Origin of the sequence: Peptoanaerobacter stomatis, from assembly GCF_000238115.1 — a bacterium.
Classification (GTDB): domain Bacteria; phylum Bacillota; class Clostridia; order Peptostreptococcales; family Filifactoraceae; genus Peptoanaerobacter; species Peptoanaerobacter stomatis.
Window position 1 is genome coordinate 211,889 of record NZ_JH414546.1, and the last position, 20,243, is coordinate 232,131.

A 20,243-nucleotide genomic window follows, 5' to 3' on the forward strand; every position below is an offset into this window, starting at 1 on the left:
TTTTTCATCAACATAGCATTCCTTGCACATTTCTATATCACTCCCTATACAACTTCAAATTTAAGGGGTGTTACTCTCATCAAAAATAACTCCCTCATCTTCATAAGACGCCGGTTGTTCTTGCTGTTGCTCATTTTCTACAGGGGCTTTGTTTTCAGACGATTTTTGCTCTACTTTCGGTTCTATTTTAGGTTCTTCTTTTTTCGGTATGGCAACCTCTTGACTTGGTTTATTTTCTACTTTAGGTTGTGAATAAAGCTCTTGAACATATGTTTGTTGTGTAGGCAAAGTATATGTTGTAATTTTATCTTTGTTTTCTTCAGTTTGCTCTACTTTTATTTTTAAATCATCTTTTTCATCATGGAGTTTTACTTCTCCGTCATATATTCCCATATACTGTGCAATCACATCTCTTGTCGCAGGTCCCGCATGCCCTCCGGAGCCTCCTTGAAACAATAAAGTTACTACCGCTATTTGCGGATTGTCATATGGTGCATATGCGACAAACCACGAATAATCGCTGTATGTTTCTTTGAAAGTATCAAGATTGTCTAATTTAAGTCTCGGATTTAATTGCAGAATTGCTGATTTAATATAATATTCTTCTTTATACTTGTATTTTGATTCCGATTTTATTTTTCCAGCCAATTTTAAAACTTCACTTCTGTCTACATTGTAGTAATCGAGATGTGATAAATAATAATTTACTTCATCTTTTGTAGGTATCTTTCCTTGTGTTTCTGCTGTACCTGTCTTGGCTGCAACTCTTATAGGAAATTTTGAAAATATATCTTTTGCAGTTCCTTCGTCTGTAACGTCAATCATACCCTGTTTTATATATTCTAAATTACCGTAATTGGAAAGCTCCACTCTTAATCTTTCATTTTCTATAAAGGTATCTTCTCCCGTTTGCTTATTAACGAGTTTGTCAACTACACTTACCGTATTAAGATATCCTCCGTTTGCAATCGCACTTATATATCTGGCTATTTGTATAGGTGTATATTGGTGCTCTCCTTGACCTATCGCCATATTAAATATATCTCCGGTTGTCCAATCTGCGTGCATAAAATAAGTATATTTCAACAAATCTGCAATTTCTTCCAATTTTGAACTTTTAACTTTCAGGTTTGACAGCCTTGATATTATTTCTGCTCTTGAAGGATTTTCGTCTATCCAGCTTATTATCGTATCTACTCTTTTTTTGTATTCCGCTTCATTGGATGACGGTGTTATATCGTTGAATTTATCCTTCATCTTTTCTGTTATATCATCTTTTAGCAAAGCTTTTTTCTGTTCATATTTTACTTTCGGATCCGGAACGGTTCCTGCAACTTCATATATTTCTATTCCTGTTTTTTGATCCAGCTTAAATTTTCTTGCCATATCCAATATGGCCTTACCTTTTTTCATATCCCCCATAGGTATTTTTTGATCTGTTGCAAAATTATATCCTACCGATATACAATAAAAATAATAGTTGTTGGAATCTTTAAGTGCAGTTATTACGTTCTCATAACCTTGTGTCTGTCTTGATTGATTCCATAGCCAGTTACCGTATACGGCTCCTCCTCCCAAATCTATATATCCTTTATCCTGAATGGAGTAATATGGATCCAATCCGTTTTCCAATCCTGCAAGTGCGCTGACCATTTTAAATATTGAGCCGGGCTGTACTGCCGTCATAGTAGCCGAATTGAAAAGAGGTTTAGGCGAAAGCGGATCATTGGGATTTTCAGGTTGTAAACTGTCATATTGAGCTTTTGTAAGCCCGTTTGTAAAAATATTGGGATCATATGATGGATAGCTTGCCATAGCCAAAACTTTTCCTGTTTTTATATCTAAGGCTACTATCGCACCTGCATTGGCATTTTTGTATATCTTTGTAGCACCTGCCATATTGGTATTTCCCCACTTACTTTCATACACTCCTCCTACTTGAAGTGTTTTAAGTGTTTTTTCCAATGAAATTTCCGCTACCTTTTGAAGTTTTGCATCTATTGATAAAAATATTTTATTACCTGATACTCCTTCTTTATGGTCAATATCTCTGATTTTTTTACCTGCGGAGTCTACCAAAACTTTTTCGTAACCGTTTGTGCCTTTGAGATGTTTCTCGTATATATATTCTATTCCTGATTTTCCTACATAATCTGATTTTGAATATCTTTCATCTTCCAAGAAATATTCGTCTTGTGAAGAAATCTTACCTATCTGTCCTATTATGTGTGATGCCAAATTGCCTTGAGGATAATATCTTAGCGGTTCCACCTGAACGCTTACTCCTGTCAGGTCAACTCTGTTTTCCTGAATTAATGCAACCGTCTTTTGACTTATGTCTTTTGCAATCAGTGCCGGCTCATATTGTAAATACCCTTTCGACTCTACCGCATCAACTATCACAAGTATATTTCTTGCCTCTAAATCTGTCAAAGTTTCATCTATTCTTCTATTTTCTCTTATCTTTATAAAAGCATCTTTTGCTGATATATTTTTATCTTGTATGCCATATTTATATAGCCATTGCTCTTTGTCCAGTTGCCTTGTAAACTCCATATTATCTTTTACAGAAATTGGAGGGTATATTCCTGCTTCATTTAAAATTTTTTGTACTTCTACAACACTCAAATCAGAATTTAATGTTATCCCGTTTTCTTTTTGATAATTTTCGACTATGATGTAAAAAGATTCTTTAGCCGTCTTTTCCAACGGAATTTTATTCAACTCTTTCCATTTTCTTATATCTTCATCAAAAGTGAATTTATAATCAGAATCTTGAATTAAAATCGGAAGTGAGTCTTCTATTTTTTCTTTATTTTTTATAAGTATATTACTGAGTTTAAGTGCAATAATGTTTATCTGTTCTTTTTTCTGCTTGTCTGTTTTTCCTAATCTGTCTATTTCATTTTTTGATATTTTTACTGTAAATATAGGTTTATTTCCTGCCAATAATATGCCGTTTCTGTCCCTTATCTCTCCTCTCGGGGCAGGTATGGTAATATCTTTATATATGCTGTCATTAGCTATATTACTATAATATTCTCCTTCTACTACATTTATATATATTATTCTTACGCAAAGTATAATACATACAATTACTATAAACCTGTATATATAATAAAATCTGTTAGTTAAATCATTGTTGTTCATTTATTATTTCTCCAATAATTCACACTCATATTCACTATGCCTATAATAACTGCAAGGGCTATAACATTGACAATAATATAAAATACATTGGTCACAAACATATGCACAAAACCATGGTTAATATTTATACTTGATATAATCGTGTTATAAATTGCACTTACAACTATAATAAGTGATGAAATGAAAAACGGTACTATAAAATAATCTTTTCTTATCTTATCTTTAATCAAAACTCCTACTATGGATATAGATAAAAACAATATTGTACATTGCCCTTGATACATACCTACAGATACATCTACAAAATATCCGAGCAGTGCGGATATTATATAAAGTGCATAGTCGTCCTGCTCCCAATACAATGATAATATTATTATATATATTAAGATAAAATCAATTTTTGGAGAAAATTTGAAAAAATTGAATACAGTATTTGAAAATATTATTATTAAAATACCTAATATGAAATTAAATATATTTTTCAAAATTACTCCTTTTTTATAAATCTTTTTTATTAAATACCATAACTTTATCAAGTTTTTTGAAATTTACATAAGGTTGTACTACTATGTATTTCAATATATTTTGCTCATCAGGAATTATCTGTTGAACTTTTCCTATAGGTATTCCGGCCGGATAAAGCCCTAAACCTGATGTAGTAACTATATCATCAATTTTTACAGGTGAATTCACGTCAAACATATATCCTTTTATAAGACTTGCATCTTCTATCTGTGTAATTGAAACATCCTGACTTAGCATACCGGTATCACTGCTCCTGCCTATTATCTGAAAACTTACAGGAAACCTGCTGTCTATTATTGACACGGCTTTTGAATATTTTTGCGAAACTTGATAAACTCTACCTATCAAACCGTCACCGTTTACTACAATAGAATCGGATTTCACTCCGTTGTCGCTTCCTGCCGATATTGTAAAACTATTATAATAATTGCCGTCATTTCTCGCAACTATGTCAGCAGATATAAAATCGCTCGCAGTTTTATCCGTTACAAATTTTAGTGCATTCTTAAGATTGTTAAGCTCTTGCACTTCTTCTTCTTGCATGGTATTTTTTATTAACTGATCTCTTAAACTTCTGTTTTCTTCCTTTAATTTTTCAAGCTCGCTGTCTGTCGAGTCAGAAATAAATTTATTTCTTATCTTGTTTCCTATAAGAGACATTTGCGTGAAAACATCAAAGCTTTTATTATTTATTGACGAAGTCTTTTCATATCTTATTGAGTTTATGAGCATCACAGCTAAAATCAAAAAAAACTGTTACAGCCGCTATAACTTTTTTCCATTTAACTAAACCCTTTATAAATACATTAAACATCTATTTCTTACTGCTCCTTATATTCTTGTTCACTTTTCCGGCTATAAAAAATTTATATATATCCGTTTTCCTTAAAGCTGTAATAGTTTTTGGCACTTCCATACACTATGTGGTCAAGCAATTTTATACCTATAATATCGCCTGCATCTTTTATTTTTATAGTCACGGATATATCCTCTTTGCTCGGTTTCGGATTTCCTGACGGATGATTGTGCATTACAATTATACCTACCGCATGCCTTAACAACGACTCTTTAAAAATTTCTCTGGGTGTTATCACAGAGCAATCTGCTACTCCCATAGTTATATTTTTTGAATATATTATGTGATTTTTCACATCCAAACATATGAGTTTAAATACTTCTACATTGCACCTGTCAAATTCAAACGAAAACATCTCGGCTAAATCAGCCGGAGAGCTTATACTTGCTCTTGAATTTGTTCTTTTTCTTGCAACCCTATTGGCAAATTCTATAGATGCTATTATTTTACAGGCTTTTGCAGTACCTATGCCTTTTATGTTCTTAATCATATCTATATCGCATCTGATTAAAGATTCCAAACTGCCTGCATATTCTATGAGCTGTTTTGCAATTTCTATCGCATTATGCTCTTTCGTTCCCGTATCTATGAGTATTGCAAGCAACTGTTCATCTGACAGAAATTCAACTCCTTTTTCCAACAACAGCTCTCTGGGTCTTTGAGAAATATCGAGATTTTTTATGGTATTTTTTTGTTTATCTTTATATTGTACATCTTTATCCATAAATTCTCCTTAACTTTTGAAATCTTATATACTATTCTTACTAATAGGTTACTCAAAATTATTTTCATATGTTTTCAATAAAAATCCGCTACTGATTTTCAAACTTTTCAAAATCCAATAAATCCAAAGAAAATTTTGTCTTAAGCACGTCATATATCTTGCTTATAGGTAAGCCTATTATATTCTGATAATCTCCATTTATACTGTCTATAAATATTGAGCCTATACCTTGCAAGGCATACGAACCGGCTTTGTCACCGCCTTCTTCGGTTTTTATATAATTTTTTATGGTTTCATCGCTCAATTCTTTGAATTTCACTTTTGACACCACATAATCTACATATTTATAATCTTTTTTAATTATTGCATAACCTGTAATAACATCGTGTGTTTTTCCTGACAGATATTTCAGCATAGAAAACTGATCATCGTCATCTTTAGGTTTTCCAAACTGATAATCTCCTATTGTAACTGTTGTATCCGCACCAAGCACAACAATATCATCTTCTTCATCTATATTCTTGTCATACACGCTTGAAGCTTTCATAAAAGCACTTACCATAGCATTTATGTGCGGTGTTGCTGTAAGTACCAAAGTCCTTTCAACATCTGTCGTATCAACAATATATTCTATATCAAACATATTCATTATCTCTTGTCTTCTTAGTGAAGATGACGAAAGTATAAGTTTCATTTTTCCTCCTGTTATATATTTTTAATGCTAATAATCTTTTAAAAAGCAAATATATTTAACTTAATATTATCTTCAGTATTTTAACTTAAATCAAAATTATTTTTATTTATGTAAATAGTCTATCATTTATGCAAAAAAAAAACAATAAATTCGATAAATTTATTGTTTTCTTAAAGTTTTATTCATCTCATAATAAAAATTAAATTTTAAATTCCGCTTTTAATTATCTTCCTATATTTTTTATTCAACAATTATTTACAGACCCGTCTGTCTTGCATACATCTGTCTTATTCTTTTGCTTTTTTCAAAGTCGCTGTTTTTTAAGGCATTTTCAATTTGTTTAAGTATAGACGCTTTATCTGTGTTAAGCACTCCTTTTATATGCGCATAATTTGAAACGTGATTGCTTCTTACAACTGTATCCTTCAGTTCCAAACCTTTTACAAGTTCCATAGTTTCGTGCATTATTTCTTCCGGTGTAAGCTGTTCAAAATTTCCCGCCATCACTTCATCATATATTTCAGTGCCTGATTTTACAAGAAGCGTCATAAGTCCAAGATAATCAGGATTTATAGCATTTAAAACTTTTATTGAGCCTTCAACGTGCTTTTTGCTGTCTTTTATTCCTCCAAGCCCCATTATAAGCGTAGCAGATAATTGTATACCCGCTCTTCTTATTTTTTGTCCGGCTGTTATTATTTCATCTGCTGTAGCTCTTTTCTTAATGTCTTTTAAAACCTTGTCACTTCCGCTTTCTATACCGAGATATGCCATTTTTAAATTATTCTCACGCAGTATTTTAAGCTGTTCATCAGTTTTTCCAAGTATCGAACGTGGAGATGCGTATAAAGATATTCTATCATTATTAGGAAATAATTTATTTATATATTTCAATATTTCAAGCAAATCATCAAAAGGCATTATAAGGGCATCTCCATCTGCCAAAAATATTCTCTCCACATCATAGTAATGATTTTTAGCATAAAGAAAATCTTCTTTTATATCATTAACTTTCCTTATTTTAAACTTTGCATCTTTATACATTGCACAAAATGTACAGGTATTTTGTGAACATCCCGTTGTAACTTGAACTATCAAGCTGTAAGCCTCACTTGGCGGTCTATATACCATTCCTTCGTATCTCATATGTCCTCCTTAAATAAATTTTCATTTATCAAAATTTGTCCTAAAACAGTGCATTTACTTAGTTGGACTTTTCAAAGTTTTCACTTGTGCAGCTTAAGTACATGCACTCAAATTATACTTGTCTGCCCCGTCCCACACTTTTTATAGAACAAATTTTACTCAAACACAAATAAATGCTATAAAAATTAAAATTAATATACCCAAATCATAAGCATAAAAACCTCGTATATTTTTTCGATTAAACTATATAATTTTTTATAAATTGTTTTACAAAAACATTATAGATTTACATAAAAATATGTAAATATCAACAATTTTATAAGATAATCAATTTTATTGAAATTTCAACGTTATTTAACATATATAATTTTTAAAACTTTTGAAATGTTTGTAATTTAGCTGAAAATTTGTAATATTTTTTAAAAAAAGTCTTTTAATTATTGTAAAAACTTGTTATAATTATCAAATAACAGCAAAAATAGTTTACTATCATTTTTTTATAAAAATTTTCAAGTATTTTATATCAAAAATTATATCACAAAACATAGATAATTTTATAAAAATAGTAATGACACTCTTAAGATTGAAAATATACATAATTCCTAAAGGAGAAACAACATATGCAAATTAAATTTTTTACATCGCTCATATTTGCATTTTTAATGGGAATATTTGCAATCCAAAACTCTCAAGATGTGCAAGTAAATTTTTTATTTTTCAAATTTCATATATCCATGTCCATTCTTATAACAGCCATTATCGTCATAGGATACATAATATGCTTGGGTTTCAGCGTTTTTAAAGAAATAAAATACAAAAGAATAATAAAATCCAAAAACAAAAATATTGCCAAACTAAAAAAAGAAATATCCGTTATAAACGGTTCAACTTACGGACAAAAAATACATACCGGAAACAACATAGCTTACGAAAATATCACAAAACTGCTTTCTATTAAAGTTCTTGAAGATGATGGAACAGATCAAAAGACGGAAACTCAAAAATCTAAAATTCTAAAGACGGAAACTCAAAAACTTGAAGAACACATCAGTACCAAAGTCCAATCAAAAGAAACTGCAAATTTGGATAATATATTAAGCGGTTTTGATGATTTGGAAAACGATGATTTTTCTTTGAATAAAAAAAATATAAAAAAAGATGTGCCGTGGCATATGGAAAAGTCAGTGAAAATAAATAAAATAGACATAAACCGTCCACAAAAATGTATAGACTTAAAAGCCGAATATTCCAAATATATTAAAGAAAATAATTCAGATGAAAAACAAAACAATGACACAATTATTAAAAGAGAAAAAAAAGTGATATCGCCCGTAAAAATAAAAAACAAGAAATTTAAAAAAATATCATCAAAACATATAAGAAAAATAAATCCAGAAAAAACTTTTTTAAAACTTGTCCTAAATGACGAAAATTTGCAAAAAGCTGTAGACGAGGCATCAAAAAAATCAGATACTGTAAACCCTGATTTACCCAAAATAAATCTTTCTGAAAAAGAGAACATTACGACTGCAACAAGCGAAACTTCTTCATTAACCAAATTATATAAGCAAAATACATCACCCGAAAACACATTATCCAGAAATCTCGTACAAGAAAGATTCAACTGGAAATCAGACACTGTGCAAAACGACGATATGAAAGAAACGGAACAATACAACGGGATGCCTATATCAGTGCTCAAAAATAAGATAAATTCATTATTTTCAAGCTCGGATTTGAGAGCAAATTATAAAGATAATATATAAAAAATCGTTAATATTACAACTGCATATAAAAACATCATTGAAATAAGTGACAAAGAGAAATCTTAATCACTTATTTTTTATTTGATTAGCATTATCATTATTTTTATAAAATACCCTACAAGCTAATTTGAAAAAACAAAAATATATTAATCCCATTTTTCGTTCATAATAATATCTTTTTTATGAGCTGAAGTGAAATAAAAAAATTTCTATATCTGTATTAATATATTTTAAAAATAATTTTTATAAAATGTTTTCAAGCGAAAAAACCAAGAATAATTATAGTATAAAAATGAAATTAGACGCAAAATAAAACAAATCAAATTATTGGAATATAAATGTTTTCATCAATTCTATAAACAAGGAAAACATTATGAAAAATATAAAAACCATAAATATATTTTTTATATACGTCGAAAAAATTTTTTAAATAAAATTTCAGCATAGACTATTTAAAGACTAAATGTATATATAATAAACTTACGATAAATAAAAAAACTTCATCATAAAAATTTTTTAGAGTTTATGAAAAAGTTTTTTTGATATAATTTATGTATAAAATAAAAAAGGAGTGTATGAAATGATACAAAATCTTGATATTGCGAATGCTATGACAATAAAATTGGACGATGAACTTCCAAAAATGCCTAAATTTGTAGAAGGTATAAGAAGAGCTCCGGACAGAGGATTCAGATTAACTCAGGCTCAAACTGAAATAGCGCTTAAAAATGCACTTAGATATATCCCTGAAAAATATCACGAAGAACTTATTCCTGAGTTTTTAGAAGAACTTACAACAAGAGGAAGAATATACGGATACAGATTCCGTCCTGAAGGTAAATTATACGGAAAACCTATTGATGAATATAAAGGTAATTGCACAGAAGGTAAAGCTTTCCAAGTAATGATAGACAACAACCTCGATTTCGACGTTGCTCTTTATCCATATGAATTAGTAACTTACGGTGAAACAGGAAGTGTTTGCCAAAACTGGATGCAATACAGACTTATAAAAAAATATTTGGAAGTTATAACTCAAGATCAAACATTGGTTATAGAATCAGGACATCCACTTGGATTATTCAAATCTAAACCTGATTCTCCAAGAGTAATAATATCAAACGCAATGATGATAGGTATGTTTGACAATCTACACGATTGGGAAGTAGCTGAAGAAATGGGTGTTGCAAACTACGGACAAATGACAGCCGGAGGTTGGATGTACATAGGACCTCAAGGTATAGTTCATGGAACATTCAATACAATACTTAACGCAGGAAGAATGAAATTAGGTATACCTAATGAAGGAGATTTAAAAGGTGTATTATTTGTTACATCAGGTCTTGGCGGAATGAGTGGTGCACAAGGAAAAGCTTGCGAAATAGCAAACGGTGTTGGAATAGTTGCAGAGGTTGACTATTCAAGAATACAAACAAGATTAGATCAAGGTTGGATAAGAAAAGCTTCTGCAAATCTTGAAGAAGTTTTTGCTTTAGCAAAAGAGTATCAAGACAAGAAAGAACCTATATCAATAGCTTATCATGGAAATATAGTAGACTTGCTTGAATATGCCGACGAGCACGATATTCATATACCTCTTTTATCTGACCAAACATCTTGCCACAACGTATATGAAGGCGGATATTGCCCACAAGGAATAACTTTTGAAGAAAGAACAAGATTATTGGCTGAAGATCCTGAAAAATTCAGAGAATTGGTAGACAAAACTCTTGTTGCACATTTCAACGTAATTAAGAAGCTTACAGCAAAAGGTTCTTACTTCTTCGATTATGGTAACTCCTTCATGAAAGCTATCTATGACGCAGGAGTAAAAGAAATCTCTAAAAACGGAATAGACGAAAAAGACGGATTTATATGGCCTTCATATGTAGAAGATATAATGGGACCTCAACTATTCGATTACGGATACGGACCTTTCAGATGGGTTTGCCTAAGCGGAAAACACGAAGATTTGATAAAAACTGATAAAGCTGCTATGGAGTGTATAAATCCTGACAGAAGATATCAAGACAGAGATAACTACATCTGGATAAAAGATGCTGAAAAAAATCAAATGGTAGTAGGTACACAAGCAAGAATATTATATCAAGATGCAATAGGCAGAATAAAAATAGCTCTTAAATTCAACGATATGGTTAGAAAAGGTGAAATAGGTCCTGTAATGATGGGTAGAGACCACCATGACGTTTCAGGAACAGATTCACCATTTAGAGAAACATCAAATATCAAAGACGGTAGTAATGTAATGGCTGATATGGCTATACAATGCTTTGCAGGTAACTGCGCAAGAGGTATGAGCCTTGTTGCTATCCACAACGGTGGTGGTGTAGGTATAGGTAAATCTATAAACGGTGGATTCGGCTTGGTGTTAGACGGTAGCCACAGAGCAGACGAAATAGTAAAATCAGCTCTATCTTGGGACGTTATGAGCGGAGTCGCAAGACGTTCTTGGGCAAGAAACGAACACTCAATAGAAACAGTGTTGGAATTCAACGAAGCTAATCATGGTACAGATCACATAACTATACCATATATAGCAGATGAAAATAAAGTTAAAAGCGCTGTTGCAAAAATATTCAACAAATAAATCATAATCTAAAATTTGCAGTATAATTATATACTGCAAATTTTGTATTTATACAATATTTTATAAAAAATAATTTGAAATTAATATTATACTTTGTTAAACTTATACCAATAGCTATATTAAAAATATAATTTACAACTTATACTAAAATCTTATAGAATAACGGAAAAACATAATAATTAATTTTTCCAACACACTATCTATATTAATCTTATATAATTATACAAGTTATCGATAATTTTATTAGAAAATAGTATAAAAAAGCATCATAAATTATAAAATAAAAAATGCTATTTTAATCAATTATCGGCATTAAATTATGTTTATATCAAAACAAGGAGGATACTATGAAAAATTTACTTATAAAAAATGCAAGCGAAGTAGTAACTTGTAGTGGAAATAGAGCCAAATTCGGCAAAGAAATGTCAGAAATAAACGTTATAGAAAACGGCAGTGTAGTCATAGAAAACGGAATAATAAAAGCTGTTGGAAAAACTGATGACATTTTAAAAGATTATGATGAAAAAAATTATGAAGTCATAGATGCTACAGGTAAATCAGTTATGCCGGGATTTGTAGACTCTCATACGCATTTCGTATTCGGAGGATATAGAGCGGAAGAATTTTCTTGGAGACTTCGTGGCGACAGTTATATGGACATTATGAACAGAGGTGGCGGTATAGTAAACAGCGTTACTGCTACAAGACAAGCAAGCGAAGAAGAACTCATCGAGCTTGGAAAACAAAGACTTGACTCTATGCTGTCATTCGGTGTAACTTCTGTGGAAGGCAAGAGCGGATACGGCTTGGATAAAGATACTGAGCTGAAACAACTCAGAGTTATGAAAAAACTTAATGAAATACATCCGATAGACATATCCACAACATTTTTAGGAGCTCATGCAGTACCTAAAGAATACAAAGGAAAAACTGATGAATTTATAGATTTATTGTTGGAACAGGTATTACCTGAAGTTGTAAAAGAAAATCTTGCCGAATTCTTTGACGTTTTTTGTGAAAAAGGTGTATTTTCAGTAGAAGAATCAAGAAAAATGTATCTAAAAGCCAAAGAATATGGTATGAAACTAAAAATCCACGCCGATGAAATAGTACAGTTAGGCGGTTCAGAACTTGCTGCAGAAATGGAAATGATATCAGCAGACCACTTATTGCACGCATCAGACGAAGGCATAAAAGCAATGGCTGATAAGAAAGTAATAAACACATTGCTTCCTACAACTGCATTTTGTATAAAAGAGCCATTTGCAAGAGCAAGATTTATGATAGACAGCGGTTGTGCAGTTGCACTTGCAACAGACTTCAATCCGGGTAGCAACTTTACAAATTCTATACCTCTTATGTTTGCACTTGCATCCATATATATGAACATGAGCATAGAAGAAGCTGTTACAGCTATGACAATAAACGGCGCTGCTGCAATTGACAAAGCCGATAAAATAGGCTCAATAGATGTCGGAAAAAAAGGAGATATAGTAATATTAAAATTCCCTTCATACAAATTCTTACCATATCACACAGCAGTAAACATAGTAGAAAAGACTATAAAAGACGGCGTTGTTGTTTGGGAAAATAAATAGAATAGAAAATTATAATTAAAAACTGATTTTTGCTAAGATATGTCTTAAAAATATCATATATCTTTTAAGGCATATCTATATTTTACAAATCAAATATAGTAGTTCAACTTATAAAAAAACTAATTTATTTTTATACAGAATTATTTTGCGCATATTCATTTTAAAATAATATTATGCTTTCCATTTTTAAGTTTAATTACTACCACTAACGAAAGGAGAATTATGTTATCAGCAAAAGAAGTAGCAGAGCAGTACATAGAATTGGGAGAAAAAAAATCCGGCTATCCCTTATATAAGATGATAGGTCTTGCTATACTTGCCGGAATATTTATAGCACTTGCATCAGTTGCATCAAATACCGTATCGGCTACTGTAGAAAGCGGCTCTATAGCAAAATTGCTTGCAGGTCTTGTTTTCCCGGGTGGGCTCATTATGGTGCTTTGCTGTGGAACTGAACTTTTTACAGGAGATTGTCTTTTAGTAATATCTCTACTTAAGAAAAAAATTAGTTTATTTAGAATGTTAAGATGCTGGTTTTTTGTATATATAGGCAATTTAATAGGCTCAGTTATTATTGCAGGACTTATCAATATGTCCGGACAACTTTCATTTTTTAATAATGAATTGGCACTTACAACTATAAAAGTAGCCGTAAAAAAAGTATCTTATACATTTTCTCAAGGCTTAGCTATGGGTATACTATGTAATATCCTTGTTTGCACAGCTGTAATAATGGCTTTTTCAGGTAAAACTTTAAGCGATAAGGTGTTGGGTACATTTTTCCCTATACTGTTATTTATATTATCAGGATTTGAACACTGTGTAGCAAATATGTATTATATTCCGTCAGGAATGATGGCACTTTCTAACAGTGAATATGTAAAAATTGCCGTCGAGCACAATATACACATAGAAAAATTAAACATAGGCTCATTTTTTATAAACAATTTACTTCCTGTTACCATAGGCAATATAATAGGTGGTGCTATATTTATAGGGGCATTCTATTGGTTTTTGTATTTGAGAGAAGAACATTAATGCCGTTATTAAACTACAAAAGATAGATTGTCAAGATAATTGTGTTGCACTTAACTTGACAATCTATCATAAATTATTTGAAAATATTTCATATTATCTATTGACAAAATTGATAAAACAACTTATGCTTTCTACATAGTTTATATATTTTCCACATATTTGTAATATATTTTTGTTAGGTGGGATTAGACCAATGTACTCTATTTAGTAATCAATGCACTAATAATAAATTTCACAATAAGTTAAATTTTTATTCTTTTATTTTAAATTAATTTTATAAAAAATATATTTTTTATAATCATATTGAAGAGAGGTTATAGAAATTAAAAAAATACTAAAAAAAATAATGGCGTTCATATTGATATTTTCTATGTTTTTTAGTAATTCAATATTTGCCTTTGGAACTAATAACAATTCAACAGATGTTGTTTGTCTAAAAATGGATTATCAGGATTCTCAAAAAAATAATGGTATCTATCTTACAGAAGAATATATTATTGATGGTAAATTTTATAGATATGAACACAAGGAAGAAAACGGTTTTAACATAATAAAAATAAGTGGTGCTGAAAATATAACTATTAAAGCTCCTATAAAAAATAATAGAGATATTTTCTCGTTTTCATATAAAATGGCTAATTCAGATGATTGGAACTATTTTAGTGAAATTGAAAATTATGAGCTTTTCTATATGAGTGTAACTCAAGCTGTTTTAGCAGGTGCTTTAGCAGGTGTTTGTGGCGGTCCTGTTGGTGCTTTTTTTGGAGCAGCAAGCGTATTACTTGGTATGCAGGCAAGTGGATATATGAACTTAAAGATTATAATTGGCGGTAAATGGAGAACAGTTGGAACTTCTATAGAATATAGAAGATATGCAAAACTTTATGATAAAAGCGGCAGATATATAGACACTGTACATTGGTCAGGACTCAGATAGATGATGTTTCGTAATTTTGAATTTCTTTTTGATCCTAAGACACTCTTTTATTTCCTTTTACAAGTTCTTCTATTAATATCCGTGCTTCGTACCTATAGTAAATATAAACTTTCTTTTTATACTGTTCTCCAAACATTTATATTATTAATATTTAATTATCTTTATTTATGTAATCATTATAAACTTAAATGATTTTAGAAAGTTTAATTTTATGACTGACTTTAAAAAATGAACAAGAACCTCCTTTTGATTTTATTTTGGTTTTGGCGGACCAATTCTATTATATCAAAAGGAGGTTTTCTTTTATCTAAAGATTTTTATTCCCCCAGTAAAACTGGAGGTTTATTTTGCTTAAGCTACAATTATATAATAAATTGATATTAAAACATATCTGAAAAATATTATATTTTAATATAATTAATGTCAAAAATATAATAACTTTAAAACAATTTTCATCATTGAAGCTTTAAAACTTTTAAGATACACTACAGTATAGACTAAAATACAGTTTGGATAAATCAATTATAAATTTTAAAATTAAAAATTCTGATACATTTTCAACTGAAACCTACTTAAAAACGAATATTTGCATTGCTTATAAGCATTTTTTTATTTATGTGAAAAACATAAATTAATAGCCTTTCATTTTATAAGTATGCATGATTTATTTAATCAACCAACTCTTTTACACCGAATGCCTCCGCCATAAGCATTATTTTTTCAGCCCATATATGATGGGTGTTATACTCATTCATTCTCTCACTTTTTGTACTGCCTGATACGAGCAATTTGGAGTTTTTATTCCAATTCAATATAGCCTTTGCATCTTCAAAATCTTTTTTATGTACTTTAAAGCCTTCATTTATAACTTCAATTTGTTTCGGATGTATGACAGTTTTTCCTACAAAACCACACAATATATCTCCTTTAATTTCATCAAGCAAGCCCTTTTCCCAATTACTGCTGTCATAATATTCCCATACAGGTGCGGATATTACATAATCTGTTCCATATACCGTAACAATATCTGAAAATATAGATGATATAGGCTTTATATCGTGTATAGATTCATCATCATGCCTTCTAAAACCGAATATATGGCACAAGTCATTCCCGCCCACACGAATATTTAGGACAAGTTCTTCTATTCTATCAAGTTTATATTTCAATTCATATAAAATATCATAACGCATCTGTAAATTTACTATTGCTACACTTTCATAAATAGGCATCATATATATTTTTTTATTACTTTTTTGATTTACATTAAATATCGCATCTATATATTTGTCCGCATTTTCAAGCGAAAATTTGGGTATTATAAATCCTGTTACAATATCCATACAATCTTTTAAACTCTCGCATAATTCATAGATTTGAGCATAATTTCTTACTCTTATAAAAATCTTAGGAATATGTATACCATCTGATATATATTTCTCATAAATATTACTTATTGACTGTATAAGTTTTTGCTCTGCCTCCAACACACAATTATCCGGTATTGTATCTTCAAGGCATAGTGCAAGAGAAAAATTTGACGAAAATTTTCCATTTATTATGGAATTTGCTATGCTGTCGCTATTTGCCGGACAATATAATAAAGCGCCGACACTATAATATATTAAATTATTTTTCATACTATCTCCAACTAATTAACTTTTATTTATCATTGTAGCATAATTTTGAACAAAAAGATAGAAAAAATGTAATATATATGATAATATTTATAAAAACAAGTAAAGTGAGAAAAGTGCTATGTGTGAGAATATAAAATACCGTCACAATATTATAAATATAAACTCCATAAATACGTTTGTAAACATACATGGAGGATGCAATAAAAATTGCAGAGATGTATACTTTATAAGGACATTAGGCATAGATGAAAATTTAATCTTAGATTTGGAAAAAGCGGAAAAAACTCTATATGAAAATATGAGCAAAAATATACTTGTATATAAAAGGATAGAAGCCTTACCAAACAATATACAAGAAATTGATTACTATGAGTTATGCTATCAGAGATTTCTGAAAGATGAAAATATATCTACTAAAGTATCCGGCATAACCCCTGCGTTAGACAAGACTTTCAGCAATGCCTGCAAAGAAATACTTAAATTATATAAACTTTCAAATAAAAATATTTCTTTGTCAATGGAAAAAAACTATTGTATAAAACTATTTTATAGATTTGACACAATATTTTCCGATTGCTTGAAAACTTGGAGCGAAAAAATAAATATAAAAGTAATAACAGACGATATTATCAAATTACAGGACTATCTATTTTTTTATATGCTTACCTTGATAGGTGCAGATGTATTAATGCTTCAAAGCAAAAATGACATAGAAATAGAAGAATGCTTTTTAAATCTTTCAAAAAAACTATATATTGGCAGTTACAGTGATATTTCATTACCTATTTACAAACAAAAAGCTGATTTTATACAAAATAATGCAAATATTAAAATTGATAACACCGGCTCTCAAACAGAAAAGAATGTAAGCATAAAACCTCAATACATATCTTCAGACGATTATAAAAAACAGGAAAAAACTTTTGAACAGTTGGCAGGTATGGCATCTTCTATTGTTATGATTACTATAAAAAATGATTACAATGAAATAATAGGCACAGGCTCCGGCATTATGATAGGACAAGACGGATACATACTTACAAATAATCATGTAACCGGCGGAGGCAGAGAATTTATAATAAGAATAGAAAATGATGAAACCCTATACTCTACAACTCAAATAATAAAATACAATCAGTTGTTAGACTTGGCAATAATAAGAATCGAAAAAAAACTTCAGCCCCTTAAAATATATGATGGAAAAGATGATTTGGTAAGAGGACAAAAAGTTGTTGCCATAGGCAGTCCATACGGCTTTTTCAACTCTGTGTCTGACGGTATAATATCAGGTTTTCGAATAATAGATGATGTAGATATGATTCAATTCACAGCACCTATATCGGCAGGAAGCTCCGGAGGCGCAGTGCTTAATATGTACGGGGAAGTCATAGGCATAAGTACGGCAGGCATACGAAATGCTCAAAATATAAATTTGGCAGTATCCTATGAATCCATAAAAACATTCGTAAAAGGTTTCATATAAGATGAGGGCGAAAAAATGAAAGTATTTAACACAGACTTGGACAATACACTCATATATTCATACAAAAAAGATATAGGAGAAAACAAAAAAAACGTAGAAATATATAACGGTAGACAGATTTCATTCATAACAGACAAGACATACCATCTTTTGAAAAAACTTAATGAAAAACTGTTAATCGTCCCTACTACAACTCGCACCGAGGAGCAGTACAAAAGAATAGATTTGGATATAGGACAGCTAAAATATGCGCTTGTATGCAACGGCAGCATATTGCTTATAGACGGGCAGGAAGATGAAATGTGGTATAACACCTCACTTTCTCTCATAGAAAACAGTAAAAATGAGCTTGAAAAATCACTCACATATCTACAAAACGACAACAGAAGAAATTTTGAACTCCGATTTATTAAAAATCTATTCGTATTTACAAAATGCGAAAATTCTCAAAATGTAGTCAATGATTTAAAAAATATCTTAGATACAAGCAAAGTTGATGTATTTAACAACAAAGAAAAATTATATGTAATTCCAAAAAATCTCAGTAAAGGAAATGCTTTGCTTAGATTTAAGCAATATTTAGACAGTATTTCAGACAATAAAAAAATTTTTATATCAGCAGGCGACAGCGAATTTGACATATCTATGTTTGATAAAACAGACATTTCCATAGCGCCTCAAGAATTGTCAAAAATACATAAAATACCGAAAAATACAATATTAATAGACAATTTTTCATTATTTTCTGAAACCATGCTCGAAAAAATCGAAAGTATGCTTGACAATCAGTTTCATACTAAACAAGCTTATGATAAAAATGCTAAATTAAATGTATTTTTATTTTAATGTTACTTAATTATTTGAATATATTTTAAACATCGGCATTTAATAAACATAGATATTTTTTTAAATATAATTTAATACACAAATAAAATCACTTTTCCACAATAAAACAGGAGAACCTATGTATACAGAACAAGATTTAATAAAAATTGCAAAAAGGCAAAACAACAAAAAAAGAAACTATCTAATAGTAAATAAACTTCAAGGTAAGCATATACCTGTAATACCGAGCAAAGCCCTCAAAATGTTTGACGATTTGGCAAACTTAGTTACACATAAATATACAGATGAGAAAATATTGGTAATAGGATTTGCAGAAACCGCAACAGCTATTGGAGCATCAGTTGCACTCAAAATAAATGCCCCATATATTCACACGACAAGAGAAAATATACAAGGAGAAGAATATATACACTTCACAGAAGACCACAGCCATGCCACAGAGCAAAAATTGGTAAAATCAGACGTTGACAGTATAATTGATAAAACAGACAGAATTATCTTCGTCGAAGACGAGATAACAACAGGCAAAACTATACTCAATATCATAAATAAATTGAGTAATCTCTATAAAAAAGATATAAAATACACTGCAATTTCAATTCTCAATTCAATGGATGAGCAATCCGAAGAAATTTATAAAAACAAAAACATAGACATATATTATCTTGTAAAGATAAACTCACAAAATTATCCAAAAATAGCAGATACTTATAAAGACGACGGACAATATTTTACTAAAACCGAGCTAAAAAATTTCAGTGATAATTCAAAAAAAATAAAAATAACGGATATACATTCATATGTGAATTCAAGAAAACTCATAAACCCTATGTCTTATAAAAAATTATGCTATGAATTATCTAATCAAATATTGCAAAATATCAAACTACAAAATGTAAAAGACATACTCGTATTAGGTACGGAAGAATTTATGTATCCTGCCCTTTTTACAGCTAATGAAATCGAAAAAAATAATAAGAATGTCAAATTTCATGCAACTACAAGGAGTCCTATACAAGTCAGTAACACATCCGATTATCCTCTTCACACAAGATACGAAATATCAAGCCTTTATGACGAAAATAGGATTACATACATATATGACCTAAAAAAATACGATATGGTCATAATAATTACAGATTCTAAAAATCAAAAAAACTCATATATAGAGCTTGTAAATGCACTTATATCCTGTACAAATGACAATATTATAATATTTAGGTGGTGTTAAT

At 30.1% G+C, this 20,243-nt stretch carries 15 protein-coding genes; 8 read left to right on the forward strand and 7 right to left on the reverse strand.

Going from position 1 to position 20,243, the window contains the following annotated elements; translation table 11 throughout:
* Nucleotides 1-60: 60 nt before the first annotated feature.
* The 6 genes from HMPREF9629_RS00920 to HMPREF9629_RS00945 form a co-directional block, all read right to left on the reverse strand.
* Nucleotides 61-3,150: a penicillin-binding transpeptidase domain-containing protein gene (locus HMPREF9629_RS00920; RefSeq protein ID WP_009524425.1), complete on the reverse strand. Its 3,090-nt coding sequence runs from the start codon at nt 3,148-3,150 to the stop codon at nt 61-63.
* On the reverse strand, nt 3,147-3,635 hold the full coding sequence (locus HMPREF9629_RS00925) for a hypothetical protein (RefSeq protein ID WP_009524426.1): 489 nt from the start codon (nt 3,633-3,635) through the stop codon (nt 3,147-3,149). Before HMPREF9629_RS00925 ends, HMPREF9629_RS00920 begins: the two co-directional genes overlap by 4 nt.
* 13 nt (nt 3,636-3,648) lie before the next feature.
* Nucleotides 3,649-4,422, reverse strand: a complete 774-nt coding sequence (gene mreC, locus HMPREF9629_RS00930; protein WP_242821987.1) for a rod shape-determining protein MreC — start codon at nt 4,420-4,422, stop codon at nt 3,649-3,651.
* A 119-nt stretch (nt 4,423-4,541) separates the two neighbouring features.
* Nucleotides 4,542-5,255: a RadC family protein gene (gene radC, locus HMPREF9629_RS00935; protein ID WP_009524429.1), complete on the reverse strand. Its 714-nt coding sequence runs from the start codon at nt 5,253-5,255 to the stop codon at nt 4,542-4,544.
* Between the two features lie 88 nt (nt 5,256-5,343).
* Entirely contained in the window at nt 5,344-5,949 is a 606-nt protein-coding gene (locus HMPREF9629_RS00940; protein WP_009524430.1) for a Maf family protein, read from the reverse strand.
* 255 nt (nt 5,950-6,204) lie between these two features.
* The gene (locus HMPREF9629_RS00945; RefSeq protein ID WP_009524431.1) at nt 6,205-7,095 is read right to left on the reverse strand and encodes a radical SAM protein; all 891 of its coding nucleotides are present in this window, start codon (nt 7,093-7,095) and stop codon (nt 6,205-6,207) included.
* 620 nt (nt 7,096-7,715) lie between these two features.
* Between HMPREF9629_RS00945 and HMPREF9629_RS00950 the strand changes: the two genes are divergently transcribed.
* The 5 genes from HMPREF9629_RS00950 (at nt 7,716) to HMPREF9629_RS00970 (ending at nt 15,042) form a co-directional block, all read left to right on the forward strand.
* Entirely contained in the window at nt 7,716-8,861 is a 1,146-nt protein-coding gene (locus tag HMPREF9629_RS00950) for a LapA family protein (protein ID WP_009524432.1), read from the forward strand.
* Between the two features lie 580 nt (nt 8,862-9,441).
* On the forward strand, nt 9,442-11,469 hold the full coding sequence (locus HMPREF9629_RS00955) for a urocanate hydratase (protein WP_009524433.1): 2,028 nt from the start codon (nt 9,442-9,444) through the stop codon (nt 11,467-11,469).
* Nucleotides 11,470-11,816: 347 nt separating this feature from the next.
* Nucleotides 11,817-13,067 carry an imidazolonepropionase gene (gene hutI / locus HMPREF9629_RS00960; RefSeq protein ID WP_009524434.1) on the forward strand — a complete coding sequence of 417 codons (1,251 nt, stop codon included), beginning with the start codon at nt 11,817-11,819 and terminating at the stop codon, nt 13,065-13,067.
* A gap of 222 nt (nt 13,068-13,289) precedes the next feature.
* Nucleotides 13,290-14,105, forward strand: coding sequence for a formate/nitrite transporter family protein (locus HMPREF9629_RS00965; RefSeq protein WP_009524435.1), 816 nt, complete (start codon nt 13,290-13,292; stop codon nt 14,103-14,105).
* Nucleotides 14,106-14,475: 370 nt separating this feature from the next.
* Nucleotides 14,476-15,042 carry a hypothetical protein gene (locus tag HMPREF9629_RS00970; RefSeq protein WP_242821988.1) on the forward strand — a complete coding sequence of 189 codons (567 nt, stop codon included), beginning with the start codon at nt 14,476-14,478 and terminating at the stop codon, nt 15,040-15,042.
* A gap of 668 nt (nt 15,043-15,710) precedes the next feature.
* Here HMPREF9629_RS00970 and HMPREF9629_RS00975 read toward each other — a convergent pair.
* Nucleotides 15,711-16,682, reverse strand: coding sequence for an HpcH/HpaI aldolase/citrate lyase family protein (locus HMPREF9629_RS00975; protein ID WP_009524437.1), 972 nt, complete (start codon nt 16,680-16,682; stop codon nt 15,711-15,713).
* Between the two features lie 118 nt (nt 16,683-16,800).
* On the opposite strand from HMPREF9629_RS00975, the gene HMPREF9629_RS00980 reads away from it, so the two are divergent.
* The 3 genes from HMPREF9629_RS00980 to HMPREF9629_RS00990 all read left to right on the forward strand — a co-directional run bounded on the left by HMPREF9629_RS00980 (nt 16,801) and on the right by HMPREF9629_RS00990 (nt 20,242).
* Nucleotides 16,801-18,165 (forward strand): trypsin-like peptidase domain-containing protein, encoded by a 1,365-nt coding sequence (locus HMPREF9629_RS00980; protein ID WP_009524438.1) that lies wholly within the window; start codon nt 16,801-16,803, stop codon nt 18,163-18,165.
* Between the two features lie 15 nt (nt 18,166-18,180).
* Nucleotides 18,181-19,011 carry an HAD hydrolase family protein gene (locus HMPREF9629_RS00985; protein ID WP_009524439.1) on the forward strand — a complete coding sequence of 277 codons (831 nt, stop codon included), beginning with the start codon at nt 18,181-18,183 and terminating at the stop codon, nt 19,009-19,011.
* Nucleotides 19,012-19,129: 118 nt separating this feature from the next.
* Nucleotides 19,130-20,242 (forward strand): phosphoribosyltransferase domain-containing protein, encoded by a 1,113-nt coding sequence (locus HMPREF9629_RS00990; protein ID WP_009524440.1) that lies wholly within the window; start codon nt 19,130-19,132, stop codon nt 20,240-20,242.
* Nucleotide 20,243: the final 1 nt, after the last annotated feature.

What these genes read in the sequence shown, in the direction of transcription:
- HMPREF9629_RS00920 (WP_009524425.1), bottom strand. Translation starts at nt 3,150, where the DNA reads ATGAACAACAATGATTTAACTAACAGATTTTATTATATATACAGGTTT.
- radC (WP_009524429.1), bottom strand. Translation starts at nt 5,255, where the DNA reads ATGGATAAAGATGTACAATATAAAGATAAACAAAAAAATACCATAAAA.
- HMPREF9629_RS00940 (WP_009524430.1), bottom strand. Translation starts at nt 5,949, where the DNA reads ATGAAACTTATACTTTCGTCATCTTCACTAAGAAGACAAGAGATAATG.
- HMPREF9629_RS00945 (WP_009524431.1), bottom strand. Translation starts at nt 7,095, where the DNA reads ATGAGATACGAAGGAATGGTATATAGACCGCCAAGTGAGGCTTACAGC.
- HMPREF9629_RS00950 (WP_009524432.1), top strand. Translation starts at nt 7,716, where the DNA reads ATGCAAATTAAATTTTTTACATCGCTCATATTTGCATTTTTAATGGGA.
- HMPREF9629_RS00955 (WP_009524433.1), top strand. Translation starts at nt 9,442, where the DNA reads ATGATACAAAATCTTGATATTGCGAATGCTATGACAATAAAATTGGAC.
- hutI (WP_009524434.1), top strand. Translation starts at nt 11,817, where the DNA reads ATGAAAAATTTACTTATAAAAAATGCAAGCGAAGTAGTAACTTGTAGT.
- HMPREF9629_RS00965 (WP_009524435.1), top strand. Translation starts at nt 13,290, where the DNA reads ATGTTATCAGCAAAAGAAGTAGCAGAGCAGTACATAGAATTGGGAGAA.
- HMPREF9629_RS00970 (WP_242821988.1), top strand. Translation starts at nt 14,476, where the DNA reads ATGTTTTTTAGTAATTCAATATTTGCCTTTGGAACTAATAACAATTCA.
- HMPREF9629_RS00975 (WP_009524437.1), bottom strand. Translation starts at nt 16,682, where the DNA reads ATGAAAAATAATTTAATATATTATAGTGTCGGCGCTTTATTATATTGT.
- HMPREF9629_RS00980 (WP_009524438.1), top strand. Translation starts at nt 16,801, where the DNA reads ATGTGTGAGAATATAAAATACCGTCACAATATTATAAATATAAACTCC.
- HMPREF9629_RS00985 (WP_009524439.1), top strand. Translation starts at nt 18,181, where the DNA reads ATGAAAGTATTTAACACAGACTTGGACAATACACTCATATATTCATAC.
- HMPREF9629_RS00990 (WP_009524440.1), top strand. Translation starts at nt 19,130, where the DNA reads ATGTATACAGAACAAGATTTAATAAAAATTGCAAAAAGGCAAAACAAC.